This is a genomic window from Clostridium sp. DL1XJH146 (genome assembly GCF_054819755.1).
In genome coordinates this window covers 75,645-90,046 of the sequence record NZ_JBTVVN010000013.1, presented here as the reverse complement: position 1 = coordinate 90,046, position 14,402 = coordinate 75,645, and the positions used below count along the sequence as shown (strand labels likewise).

Sequence of the window (14,402 nt, the reverse complement as noted above, 5' to 3'; positions counted from 1 at the left end):
GTTAGAATTTTCTGAAATTTAAAACGATAAATTTAAGCTTACTACAGCTATAAAATAAATTTGCTCGTTAGAGCTGTGGTAAATGGGTTAGTATTGACACTAATTCAGTTGTAATCTATACTTGATTATGAAGAAAAATGGGAATAAAGAATTGCTATAATAAGTATCTAAGGGAGGTATTTGGATGGTAAATACATTAATTAAAGCTCTATATAGAGAAACAGATAAATACATTGACACAAACATTAAAATCTCTGGATGGGTAAGAACTTTAAGAGCATCAAATAAGTTTGGATTTATTGAAATTAATGATGGTTCTTTCTTTAAAAATATTCAAGTTGTAATTGATGGAGAATTAGATAATTTCAAAGAAATCTCTAAGTTACCAATAAACTCTTCAGTAGAGATAGAAGGTAAACTTGTAAAAACTGAATCAGCAAAACAACCTTTTGAAATTCAAGCAGCAAAAGTTATAGTGGTGGGAACTTCAGATTCATCTTATCCACTTCAAAAGAAAAGACATAGTTTAGAATATTTAAGAGAGATTGCTCACTTAAGACCTAGAAGTAATACTTTTTCAGCTGTATTTAGAGTTCGTTCTGTAGCTGCCTATGCAATACATAAATTTTTCCAAGAACAAGGATTTGTTTATGTAAATACTCCGATTATTACTGGAAGTGACTGTGAAGGTGCAGGAGAAATGTTTAGAGTTACTACTTTGGATTTGAATGATGTTCCTAAAAATGAAGAAGGTAAAATAGATACTGAGAAAGATTTCTTTGGAAAAGAATCAAATCTTACAGTAAGTGGTCAGCTTGAGGCAGAAATTTTTGCCCTGTCACATAGGAATGTATATACATTTGGACCGACTTTCAGAGCAGAGAATTCAAATACAACTAGACACGCTTCAGAATTTTGGATGATAGAACCTGAAATGGCATTTGCTGAATTATCAGATTACCTTGATAATGCAGAAGATATGATTAAATTTGTAATAAAATATGTGTTAGAAAACGCAAAAGAGGAAATGGAATTTTTTAATAAATTTATTGATAAAGGATTATTTGATAGATTAGACAATGTTGTTAACTCTGAATTTGGAAGAGTAACTTATACAGAAGCAGTAGAAATATTAGAAAAATGTGGCGAGAAGTTTGATTACCCTGTTAAATGGGGAATAGACCTTCAAACAGAGCATGAAAGATATCTAACAGAAAAAGTATATAAAAGACCATTATTTGTTACTGATTATCCAAAAGAAATTAAGGCTTTTTATATGAGGCTTAATGAAGAGGAAAAAACAGTAGCTGCTGCTGATTTACTAGTGCCAGGTGTTGGAGAACTTATTGGTGGAAGCCAAAGAGAAGAAAGATTGGACGTTTTAGAAAGAAGAATAGAAGAAGTAGGACTTAATAAAGAAGATTACTGGTGGTATCTAGAACTAAGAAAATTTGGGGGTACAAAACACGCAGGCTATGGTCTTGGCTTTGAAAGATTGATAATGTACTTAACAGGAATGGCTAATATTAGAGACGTAATTCCTTTCCCAAGAACTCCAGGAAACGCTGAATTTTAAAACTAAACAAATTTGCAATTAGCAATGTTCAATTAGCAATTAAAGATTAAAAGATTAAAAGATTAAAAGATTAAAAGATTAAAAGATTAAAAGATTAAAACATTAAAAGATTAAAAGATTAAAACATAAAAGAATAATGAACAGTGCATAAATAAGAAAGATTCTTGACCAATGGTTGAGAATCTTTTGTTTTTTATTGAACAGTAAATGATTTTTTTCTATCCAATAAAAAATGATGGGGTATAGGGGAAGTATTCGCCACTTCGTTAATTGCAAATTGAACATTGCACATTTAAAATAAAAAGGTGTTAGTATATAATAGAAATAAATAACAATTTGGGTTAGAGGTGTTTTTAGAGAAGTGTTTGTAAATTAGATAGTTGATTTTGCGAAGCAAAATTTTCATTATTTTAAAATAAAACAATATAGAGGGTTGGTGATAGTTTGAGTTTAAGATTTATATACGGAAGAGCAGGTTACGGAAAGACTTATTTTACAATTGAAAGCATTAAAAAAAGAATTGAAAAAGGAGAGGAAGCAGATCAATTACTTCTTGTGCCAGAACAATTTTCATATACAGCAGAAAAAACTTTAGTTAGAGAATTAAAAGGAACAGGTATTATAAATGCGGATGTTATAACCTTTAGACGTTTATTTCATAAGGTTGTAGATGAAGTAGGGGGGGATTTTCGGGGACACTTAAACGCTGCAGGTAAGAATATGCTTATTTTTAGTATTATGGATAGAATGAAAGAGGAATTTAATGTTTTTGAGCTTGCAGCTAAGCAAGAGGGATTTGTAGATTCAATTTCAGCAATAATTTCTGAAATGAAAAAGTATAACATAACTCCTTTAGAACTAGTGGAAAAGGCTGAAAGATTTAAAGATGAGGATATGATAAAAAACAAGCTTATAGATATTAGTAAAATATACGAAGAATTTGAGAATAAATTACATGAAAACTATTTAGACGATGATGATGACTTAACATTATTAGCAGATATTTTGGATAAATCAACTATATTTAATAATAGTGAAGTATGGATTGATGAGTTTAATTCTTTTACTCCACAACAATACATAATAATTGAAAAGATTATAAAAAAGGCAAAAAGAGTTAATATTTCTTTATGCACTGATTATAACAATAAAATTAATAATAGTATGTTGTTTGATATGACTAAAAGAACAGAGAATAAGCTGTTAGAAATTGTAGCTGAAAATAATGTTTCAATAGATAAACCAATAGTATTAGAAAATTCTAATAAAAGTAGATTTTCTAAAAGTAAGGATTTATTATTTCTAGAAGAGAATTTTCATAAGTATCCTGCAATAAAATTTGAATACGATGTAGACAATATTTCGATTTATCGAGGGGATAATCCCTATAGTGAAATAGAAGAAGTAACTAAGGATATTTTAAGGCTCTGCAGAGATGAGAATTTTAGATTTAGAGATATTGCTGTAGTTTCAAGAGATTTGAATTCATATGAGCGAATAATAAAAACTACCTTTGAAGAGTATGGAATACCTGTTTTTATTGATAAGAAAAAAGAGATTGATGACAATCCACTTATAGTAATAATACTTTCAGTTATAGAGATATTTATAAAGAATTGGTCTTATGATTCTGTTTTTAGATATTTAAAAAGTGGGCTTGTAGATATTGAGATTGAAGAAATAGATATGCTTGAAAACTATGTATTGGAAAAAGGAATTAGAGGGAAAAATAGATGGTCAAAAGAATGGGATGTCATTATCGAAGATAGTCAATATTCACATGAAGGAAATATCTCTCAAGAGGTAGTATCTGATAAAGATATATTAACAAAAGAAGATATGGAATCAGAACATGGAAATATAAATAGCACAAGAAAATTGGTAGTAGAGCCACTTTTAATTCTTCATGAAAAGATTAAAGGCAAAAATGTATCTAAGGATATTTGTAGGGCTTTATACGAGTTTCTAATAGATATAAAAGCATATGAAAAAATAGAATTACTTATTGAAGAATTTGAGGCCCTTGGAGAAGAAGAGCTAGCTATAGAATATAGTCAGATTTGGAATTTAGTTATGGAATTATTAGATCAAGTCGTAGATATATTTGGAGAAGAAAAAACAAATCTTAAGGATTTTGTAAAAAAATTAAAAATAGGATTTAATAAACACAAAATGGGGGTAATACCACCTGCTTTAGATGTTGTTCTTGCAAGTTCAGTTGATAGAATAAAAAATCATCAAATCAAAGCCTTGTATATAGTAGGAGTAAATGATGGTGTGTTTCCTGCTTCGGTAAAAGAAGATAGCATACTAACGGATGGAGATAGAGAAAAACTTAGAGAGCTGGAAATAAATCTTGCAGAGGATTCTAAAATAAAGACTTTTGGAGAACAATTTTTAGTATATACAACGTTATCTCTTCCTTCGGAATATTTGAGCATAAGTTATTCAGCGTCAGATTTTGAAGGTAAATCTATGAGAGCTTCAGCAATAATAGGTAGATTAAAATCTCTTTTTCCTAAAATTAATGAAAAGAAAATTGGCGATAAAGATAATTTTGATGAACTTATGCATAATGTTTGCGCACCTATTCCTACATTTAATCAAATGGTAAGTACTTTAAATAAAGAGGATGAAGAAAAACAAAATAAATATTTTTGGGAAATTGTTTATAAGTGGTTTTGTAGTGATGAATTATGGAATACTAAATGCAGTGAAATCGAATCAATTGCAGCCCAAAAAAATACAGCACTAAATATAGATTATGAGAGAACAAAAAAAATTTACGGTAATGAACCTTATTTAAGTGTATCGAGACTTGAAAAATATGTGCAGTGTCCTTATGCATATTTTGTAGAGTATGCACTTAAAGCTAAGGATAGAAAAATATTTAAATTAAATCCACCAGACATAGGAAGCTTTATGCATGGAATAATTGATGATTTTTCTAATTTAGTGAGAGAGAAGGAATTGGATTGGGCAGATTTAGAAGAAAATTGGTGTAGAGAAAAAATTCATCTTCTTGTAGAAAGGAAAATAAACGAGATTTCAGGTAGTATATTTAATAGTTCTTCTAGGTATAGGTATTTTACAGAAAGATTAGAAAAAATTATAATAAGAACTATTTTAGTGGTTATTAATCATATGAAGCAAAGTGGCTTTAGACCTGTTGGATATGAGATATCTTTTGGCGGAGAAAACGGATATTCTGCTATTCAAGTTACTTTACAGAGTGGAGAAAAAGTAAAACTTAGAGGAAGAATTGATAGAGTTGATAAAGCGACTTTAGAAGAAGGGGATTATTATAGAATAATTGATTATAAATCGGGAACTAAAGATTTTAGTTTAAATGATTTATATTATGGCCTTCAAATTCAGCTATTAACCTATTTAGATGCTATATTATCACAGGATAATAATAATGGGAATAATATAATGCCTGCAGGGATGTTTTATTTTAAAATGGATGACCCTATTATTGCAGGCAATAGAGAAATGAATGATGAAAAAATAGAAAAAGAGATATTAAAAAGCTTAAAAATGAAGGGATTATTATTAAATGATGAAAAAGTTGTAAGAGAGATGGATAAAAATATAGAGGGGTATTCTTTGATTATTCCAGCTAGGATGAATAAAGATGGTAAACTAGGTAAATCCTCTGCTATATCTCTCCAGCAATTTGATTTGCTTAGAGAATTTGTTAGAGATAAAATTGAAAAAACTTGTGAATTAATGATGCGGGGTGAAATAGAAATAGCTCCTTATAAAAATAAAGATGGATTTGCATGTAAGTATTGTTTATACTCATCTGTATGTAAATTTGATAGTTCATTGGAGGAAAACAAATTTAATATATTAAGAGAGAAAAAGGAAGAAGAAATTTGGAATGAAATCAAAGGGGAGGTTGAGGAATAATGGCTGAAGTAAAATGGACTGAAGATCAAGAAGCAGCCATTAATACTAGAGGATGCAATTTGCTAGTGGCAGCAGCTGCTGGGTCTGGTAAAACCGCTGTTCTTGTTGAGAGAATTATTACAATGATTACAGATGAAAAAAATCCAGTTGATATCGATAAATTATTAATTGTTACATTTACTAATGCAGCAGCTTCAGAAATGAAAGAGAGAATAGGAAGAGCTATAAATAAAAAATTAGTAGAAAATCCTAAGTTGACTAGACTACAGAGACAATTGACTTTGATAAATAAAGCTAGTATTACTACAATACATTCCTTTTGCCTGCAAGTGATAAGAAACAATTTTCACTTGATAGAAATAGACCCTAATTTTAGAATTGGAGATAGTACAGAAACTCTTTTGCTTCAATGGGAGGCTTTGGATGAATTATTTGAAGAGTTATATACTGAAGAAAATATAACAGAAGAATTTAAAGGATTGATTGAGGCCTATAGTAGAGGAAAAGATGATGCTAGTTTGAAAAATATTGTAATGGATTTATATAAATTTGCAATAGCATCACCTGACCCAGAGGAAAAATTAATTTCTATGGCAGAGCAATTTAATGTGGATGAAAATTATGATTTTGGAGAAACTGATTGGGCTAAAGTTATTTTACAGGATGCATATTTTGAGCTTTGCAATATGGAAAATAATTATATAAAAAGTGTTAATTTATTAAATACATGTGAAGATTTACAAGGATATTATGAGCAGTATTGTAATGAGCTAAATATTATTCAAGATGTTAAAAAGGCATCAGAAATTTCCTGGGAAAAATTAATTAATTATTATAAAGAAGATATTTTTGAACGATTAAAACCAGTACGTAATGTAGAAAATAAAGATATTCAAGAAAAAGTTAAGAAGTTGAGGAATAAAGTTAAGGACCAATATAAAGCTATAGGGAAAATAATTTCTTTATATCAAGTTAATAGTGATGGAAAAGAGTTTAGAAAAATTTATCCTTTAATGAATGAACTTTCAGAAATAGTTATTAAGTTTATGTTAAAGTATAAAGAAAAGAAAAAAGATAGAGGTATAATTGATTTTAGTGATTTTGAGCATTACTGTCTTCAAATTTTGAGAGATAAAAACGAAGATGGTGAAATAAGACCATCTCAGGCGGCTATTGCTTTAAGAGAAAGGTATGAAGAAATATTAGTTGATGAATACCAAGATAGTAATGATGTTCAAGAGCAAATTGTAAATATGATAGGAAGAAAAGATGTGGAAACTGGTGTTTCTAATAATATATTTATGGTTGGAGACGTAAAGCAAAGTATATATAGATTTAGAGAAGCAAAACCAGAATTATTTTTAGATAAGTATAGTAAATATCCTCATTATAAAGAAAATAAAGATGATTCTCCTCAAAAGAAAATAACTTTATATAAAAATTTCAGAAGCAGAAAAGAAATTTTACAAGGGATTAATTTTATTTTTGAGCAAATTATGTCTCAAAAGGTAGGAGAACTTCAGTATACAGATGAAGAGGCATTAAATTTGGGAGCGAGTTTTCCAGAATTTAATGATGATAATGGGTATGTAGGTGGAGAAATAGAGCTTCATTTGATTGATAGAAAAGATGAAGAGGATATAATTTCAGAAGAGGTTATTGAAGCAGAAGATAGTATACTTGATGATGAAGAAAGAGAAGAGTTAGATAATATACAATTAGAAGCTAGATTAGTGGCCCATAGAATTAAACAACTTATACATGGGGATGAAGGAAAGAAATTTAAAGTATATGATAAACATATAAATTTATATAGAGATGTTGAATATAAAGATATAGTTATTCTAATGAGAAGTGTTTCAAGATTTGCTCCTGTTTTTGTAGAGGAGTTTAGAAATCTAGATATACCAGCTTATAGTGATACTGATGCAGGATATTTTGAAACAACTGAAATAAAGACAATGTTAGCCTTGTTAAAGGTAATAGATAACCCAAGACAAGATATTCCACTTATAGCACTCTTAAGGTCTCCAATTGGTTTATTTAATGAAGAGGAACTTGTAGATATACGCTATCAGGATGATAATGGAGTTTTTTATGATGCATTAATAAAGGCAGCGTCACATGCAGAGGAAATGAATGATAAAAAGAAATTATGGGTTAAATGCCATGATATTGTGCAAAGAATTAAGAACTGGAGAAAAAAAGCTAAACATATGTCAGTAGATGAATTTATATGGTATCTTTATAAGCAAACTGGTTATTATGGATATGTTGGTTCCATGGCAGGTGGAAATCAGAGGCAAGCAAATTTGAAAATTTTATTTCAAAGAGCAAGTCAATATGAAAAAACTAGTTATAAAGGTTTATTTAATTTTATTAGTTTTATAAATAAGCTTATAGACAACAAAGGTGATATGGGGAAGGCAAAGGTACTTGGAGAAAATGATAATGTTGTTAGGATAATGACAATACATAAAAGTAAAGGACTTGAATTTCCTATAGTTATTTTATCCTCTTTAGGAAAACAGTTTAATTTGATGGATTTAAATAAAAAAATTCTTTTCCACAACGAATATGGATATGGACCAGAATTTGTTGATATTGAAAGGAGACTTTCTTATTCAACTATTATAAAAGATGCTGTTAAGAAGAAAATTAAAATTGAAACATTATCTGAAGAAATGAGAATACTTTATGTTGCGTTAACAAGAGCCAAAGAAAAATTAATATTGACAGGGTCTTTGAAGGATTTAGATAAGGCTATAGAAAAATGGGCTTATGCTGTTGAAATAGAAGAAGATAAATTACCGGAATATGAAATGTTAAAAAGCATGAATTATTTAGATTGGATTTGTCCATCACTTATGAGAAAAAAAGAATGTGAATTACATAAATTACTGGATAATGAAAATATGAAATTATTTCATAATATTGAGGATACTTCACATTGGGATATTAAAATGTGGAAAAGAAATGATATAATAGAAAATGACTATATAATTCAAGAAGTAAAAATTGAAGAAAAAAATAGTCTATTAGAAGTAGACACCAAAATACAAACAGAAGTGGATAGAAGACTTTCCTGGAAGTATAAATATATTAAAGCTTCGAAAATGCCTACAAATATTACAGTAACAGAACTGAAGAAAATGCAAAATAGGGAGGATTTTATTGAGTATTCCCAAAATTTATTTAAAGCACCTTTAATTTCTAAACCTAAGTTTTTGAAAGAAGAGGAAGAATTAACTCCAGCTGAAAAAGGAACATTAATGCATCTCGTTATGCAAAAAATTGATTTTCTGAGAGGAAATAATTTAGAAGAGATCAAAGAGCAAATAAATGAGCTTAAAGAAAAAGGTTTTATTTCTGAAAAAGAAGCACAAATTATTAGCCCTAATAGAATACTAAGGTTTTTTAATTCAAATATTGGTACTAGACTAGTCAATAGCAATGAAATATATAGAGAAGTACCGTTTTTAACAGACTTAGAAGTAAGCGAAATTTATAGTGATTTATCATTGGAAGAATATAAGGATGAAAAAATTCTTCTGCAAGGGGTTATAGATTGTTATTTCATTGAAGATAATAAAATAGTTATATTGGATTATAAAACAGATTATGTATTAGAAAATAATACTCAATTAATTGTAGACAGGTATAAAGAACAACTCAATTATTATGCAAAAGCAGTCGAAAAAATAACAGGCATTGAGGTTAAAGAAAAATACTTATATTTGTTTTCTATAGACAAAGAAGTACTTATTTGAAGAGATAATTAGCAATTTGCAATTTGCAATTTTTTAAAACATAGGCGCAGTTTGCAGAGTGCTTGAAGGATGAATATTTTTTAGTGGGGGAGAATTTATTAATTAAAGATTTTCTGACCAAAGGGAAGAAAATCATCCATAATTGTGCATTGTGCATTGTATTTTAGATCTATATTTTGTATTAAGTTTTTGACTTTTTATTTAAATTTAATTGTGCATCGTGCATTGTGCATTGTGCATTGTAATTAATATGGAGGTATTAGATGGACGTAAATATTAAAAAAATTGGTGAGTTTGAATTAAATGAGAGAGTTGATGGTTATTTTGTTATAAAGCAAGCAGAGTGTAGAACATCAACTAATAATAAGAAATATTTAGATTTTACTATCGGTGATAAAACAGGTGAAGTTAATGCTAAATACTGGAATTATCAAGAGGGCGATGAATTATTATACAAGTCTAATATACTAGTCAAAGTTAGAGGGTTAGTTACCAGTTGGCAAAATAATATGCAATTTAAAATAGAGAAATTAAGAATTGTAAACGAGGGAGATGAAGTCAATATAGAAGATTATGTTGCAAGTGCTCCTATTCCTGCCGATGAAATGTATCTTAAAATTTTAGAATATTTATCAAAAATTAATAATAATGATATAAGAAACATTGTGGAACTTATACTAGATGGATATTCAGATAAAATAATGCATTATCCTGCTGCCAAAAAGAATCATCATGCTATAAGATCAGGATTGCTTTATCATACATTAACAATGCTACAAGGAGGAGAAAAGTTATCAGAAATTTATACTTTTTTGAATAAAGATTTGCTATACGCGGGCATAATTCTTCATGACCTTGCTAAAATTGAAGAAATGAATTCATCAGAAATGGGTATTGTATCAGAGTATACAGTTGAAGGACAATTATTGGGTCACATAGTGCAAGGAATTAAAAATATTGAAGTTGCTGCAAAAAAAGTAGAAGCAGATGATGAAATAAAAATGCTTCTTCAGCACATGGTATTATCACATCATTATGAGGCTGAATATGGAAGTCCTAAGAAACCAATGATTCCAGAAGCACAGATGCTTCATTTTTTAGATATAATAGATGCAAGTATGTATGACATGAAAAAAGCTTTATTAGAAACTAAGCAGGGGGAATTATCAGAGAGTATTTTTTCTTTAGATAGAAGAAGAGTTTATAATGCAAAATTAGATTAATTTTATAAGGAGGCAGTGGATTATGAAAATTTTATTTGCGTCAGGAGAATCACATCCATTTTTGAAGACAGGAGGATTAGGTGATGTAGCATATGCATTACCAAAGGCATTAAGAAAATTAGGGGTAGATGCAAGGGTGATTATGCCTAAATATAGTAAGATTAATTCTAAATATAAAGATCAAATGACAAAATTATATGAGTTTTATGTACCTGTTGGATGGAGATATGAATATTGTGGCATATATAAGTTAGTTTATGATGATGTACCTTTTTATTTTTTAGATAATGAATATTATTTTGATAGAGCACAAGCATATGGAGAGTTTGATGATGGAGAAAGATTTGCATATTTTTCGAAAGCCATTTTAGATGCTATAGTACACTTGGATGATTTTATTCCTGATATACTTCATTGTAATGATTGGCATACTGCAATGGCAATACCGTTATTACAAGAGCATTTTCAAAAAAATGGTGTTTATGAAGACATGAGAACTATATTTACAATACATAATTTGAAATTTCAAGGTGTATTTGGTCCAGAAATGCTTACTGAACTTTTGGATCTTGATGAAAGTTGGTATGCTGAAGAGAAAATTAAATTCTATGATGGCATTTCCTATATGAAAGGTGGGATTATGTTTGCTAACGCAGTATCTACAGTAAGTCCTACATACGCTCAAGAAATACAAAGTGAATATTTTGGCGAAGGTCTCCAAGGATTATTACAAAGTAAAAAGGATAACTTGTTTGGTATTACAAACGGTATAGATGTAGATTTGTTCAATCCTAGTCAAGATGAAAGTATTTTTTATAAATTTGATGTAAATTCTATCGATAGAAAAGCTCTTAATAAAGAAGAATTGCAGAGAGTGCTCGGATTACCGGTTAATAAAGATATACCAATAATAACTATGGTTACAAGGTTAACTGAGCAAAAAGGTTTAGATTTAGTAGCTTATATGTTAGAAGAGTTATTACAAGAAAACATACAAATTGTTATATTAGGAACAGGAGATAAGGAGTATGAAGATGTGTTTAAGTATTTTGCATGGAAATATCCCAATAAGATGTCTTCTAATATATACTTTGATGCAAATTTAGCAAACAAGATATATGCATCATCAGACATGTTTTTAATGCCATCAAGGTTTGAACCTTGTGGATTAGGTCAATTAATATCACTAAGATATGGCACTATACCAGTGGTAAGAGAGACAGGAGGATTAAATGATACAGTTCAAGCATATAATGAATTCATAGATGAAGGAAATGGATTTTCATTTACTAGTTATAATGCACATGATTTATTGTATTCAATTAGAAGAGCTATAGGATTTTATTGGAATAAGAATATTTGGGATAACTTAGTTAAAAGAGCTATGGAGGGAGATTATAGCTGGGAAAAATCAGCAAAAGAATATATTGATATGTACCATTGGGTACAAACACATTAATAACTATTTTAAAGGAGGAACTTATGAAGTTTAATAAAAATTCGTTTAAAAATGATTTTAAGAAAAAATTGATTAATTTATTTTCCGTAGAAATTGATAAGGCATCAAATTTACAAAAATATTTAGCATTAGGTAGTTTAATAAAAGATTACAGTGCTGAGAATTGGATGAAGACAAATAAGACTTATAGAGAAAAAGGCGATAAACAAGTTTATTATTTCTCTATGGAATTTTTAATAGGACGTCTACTAAAAAGTAATTTAATTAACTTAGGTATTGAAAAAGAATGTAGAGAAGCACTAGAAGAAATAGGTATAAATTTTAATGAATTAGAAGAAGCAGAGTCAGATGCAGGACTAGGCAATGGTGGACTTGGTAGACTAGCAGCTTGTTTTTTAGATTCAATGGCGTCTATTGGTATACCTGGACATGGTTGTGGTATAAGATATAGATATGGGTTATTTGAACAGAAAATTGTAAATGGATATCAAGCTGAAATTCCAGATAATTGGCTAAGAGAAGGTAATGTTTGGGAGACTAGGAAAGATGGTAAAGCAGTAATAGTAAAATTGGGAGGAAATATTACATCTTCTATGGTCAATGGGAGATTAAATTTTATTCATGAGAATTATACTGCGGTTAAAGCTGTTCCTTATGATACACCTGTCATTGGATTTGAAAATAATACGGTAAATACATTGAGACTTTGGAGTGCGGAGCTTCCTGATGATAATGAGCAAATTGATTTATGCGAGTTTAGTAAGGGGGATTACACTCAGGCTCAGAAAAGTAGAAGTGCAATTGAATCAATTTCTTCAGTTTTATATCCAAATGATTCACATACTGATGGAAAGATATTGAGATTAAAACAACAGTATTTTATGGTAAGTGCTGGAATACAAAGTATTATTAGAAGTTATAAAGATGGGGATAGAAGAATCAATGATTTTGATAAACATATAAGCATTCATGTAAATGATACACATCCTTCAATGGCAGTTCCAGAACTTATGAGAATATTAGTTGATGATGAGGAATTAACATGGGATGAAGCATGGAGAATTACCACAAATACTATTTCATATACTAATCATACAATATTATCAGAAGCTTTAGAAAAATGGGATGAAAATATCTTCAAAAAGCTTTTACCAAGGATATATACAATTATAAAAGAAATTGATAATAGATTTAAAGGTGAGATATTAGCTCAACATGATAATGACTATGGAAAAGTAGATAATATGGCTATTATACATGGCGGTAAAATTAGAATGGCAAATTTAGCTATAGTTGGAGGTCACTCTGTAAATGGAGTTGCTAAACTTCATACTGAAATACTTAAAAATAGAGAATTAGTGGATTTTAATAGATTCTATCCTAATAAATTTAACAATAAGACTAATGGAATAACTCATAGAAGATGGCTTATTCAGTCTAATCCAGAGTTAGAAAAATTGATAAACAAAACTATAGGTAATAGTTGGATAAATGATCCTAAAAAACTAATTTCTCTTTTGAAGTTTTCTAAAGATCCTTCTTTTAAAGACAAAATATATGAAATCAAACAAGAGAATAAGAAACAATTTGCTGATCATGTTTTCAATAAATATGGTGTAAAAATAAATCCAAATTCAATTTATGATGTTCAAGTAAAAAGATTGCATGCTTATAAAAGACAAGTTTTAAATGTGTTAAACATTATGAATTTATATAATAGGCTTAAAGAAGACCCCAATTTAGATATTGAGCCAAGAACATTTTTCTTTGGAGCCAAAGCTTCTCCTAGTTACTATTTAGCAAAAGAAACTATAAAACTTATAAATACTGTTGCAAATAAAATAAATAATGATAAAACAATAAATGATAAAATTAAGATAGTTTTTCTTGAAAATTACAGAGTTTCCTTGGCAGAAAAAATTATTCCATGTGCAGATGTTAGTGAGCAAATATCAACGGCTTCAAAAGAAGCATCAGGAACAGGTAATATGAAATTCATGATGAATGGAGCAATAACACTAGCTACATTAGATGGCGCGAATATTGAGATTAGAGATGCTGTGGGAGACGATAATATTGTAACCTTTGGTATGTTAGCCGATGAAGTTATGAATTATGAGAAACATGGTGGATATTGTTCAAGAGATTATTACAACAATGATAATCGAGTAAAGAGAGTAATTGATCAAATGATGGATGGATATTATGGAGTTTCCCATGAAGAGTTTAAATCAATATATAATGCTTTACTTAATTCAAATGATGAATACTTTGTTTTAAAAGATTTTGATTCTTATGTTAAAGCACAAGATACAATAGATCAATTATATAGGAATAGAGATAAATGGTTAGAAATGTCTATAACTAATATTGCACATTCAGGTATTTTTTCCTCAGATAATACAATTAGAGCTTATGCAAATGAGATTTGGAATACTAAACCTGTTTTTATTAAATAG

6 protein-coding genes are annotated in these 14,402 nt (G+C 29.0%); all 6 read left to right on the top strand.

Annotated elements, in window-relative coordinates:
- Positions 1 to 184: 184 nt before the first annotated feature.
- The 6 genes from asnS (at position 185) to ACVHXK_RS08480 (ending at position 14,402) form a co-directional block, all read left to right on the top strand.
- The gene (asnS, locus tag ACVHXK_RS08505) at positions 185 to 1,576 is read left to right on the top strand and encodes an asparagine--tRNA ligase (protein ID WP_461205954.1); all 1,392 of its coding nucleotides are present in this window, start codon (positions 185 to 187) and stop codon (positions 1,574 to 1,576) included.
- A gap of 444 nt (positions 1,577 to 2,020) precedes the next feature.
- On the top strand, positions 2,021 to 5,491 hold the full coding sequence (addB, locus tag ACVHXK_RS08500; RefSeq protein WP_461205953.1) for a helicase-exonuclease AddAB subunit AddB: 3,471 nt from the start codon (positions 2,021 to 2,023) through the stop codon (positions 5,489 to 5,491).
- Complete coding sequence (gene addA / locus ACVHXK_RS08495; protein ID WP_461205952.1) at positions 5,491 to 9,261, top strand: helicase-exonuclease AddAB subunit AddA; 3,771 nt, start codon at positions 5,491 to 5,493, stop codon at positions 9,259 to 9,261. Before addB ends, addA begins: the two co-directional genes overlap by 1 nt.
- Positions 9,262 to 9,524: 263 nt before the next feature.
- A complete protein-coding gene (locus ACVHXK_RS08490) occupies positions 9,525 to 10,484 on the top strand; it encodes a 3'-5' exoribonuclease YhaM family protein (RefSeq protein ID WP_461205951.1) in 960 nt (319 codons plus the stop codon).
- A gap of 22 nt (positions 10,485 to 10,506) precedes the next feature.
- Entirely contained in the window at positions 10,507 to 11,943 is a 1,437-nt protein-coding gene (gene glgA, locus ACVHXK_RS08485; protein WP_461205950.1) for a glycogen synthase GlgA, read from the top strand.
- Between the two features lie 23 nt (positions 11,944 to 11,966).
- The gene (locus ACVHXK_RS08480) at positions 11,967 to 14,402 is read left to right on the top strand and encodes a glycogen/starch/alpha-glucan phosphorylase (RefSeq protein ID WP_461205949.1); all 2,436 of its coding nucleotides are present in this window, start codon (positions 11,967 to 11,969) and stop codon (positions 14,400 to 14,402) included.

Bases quoted from the DNA above. Each gene is read 5' to 3' on its own strand.
- asnS (WP_461205954.1), top strand. From the start codon at position 185: ATGGTAAATACATTAATTAAAGCTCTATATAGAGAAACAGATAAATAC.
- addA (WP_461205952.1), top strand. From the start codon at position 5,491: ATGGCTGAAGTAAAATGGACTGAAGATCAAGAAGCAGCCATTAATACT.
- ACVHXK_RS08490 (WP_461205951.1), top strand. From the start codon at position 9,525: ATGGACGTAAATATTAAAAAAATTGGTGAGTTTGAATTAAATGAGAGA.
- glgA (WP_461205950.1), top strand. From the start codon at position 10,507: ATGAAAATTTTATTTGCGTCAGGAGAATCACATCCATTTTTGAAGACA.
- ACVHXK_RS08480 (WP_461205949.1), top strand. From the start codon at position 11,967: ATGAAGTTTAATAAAAATTCGTTTAAAAATGATTTTAAGAAAAAATTG.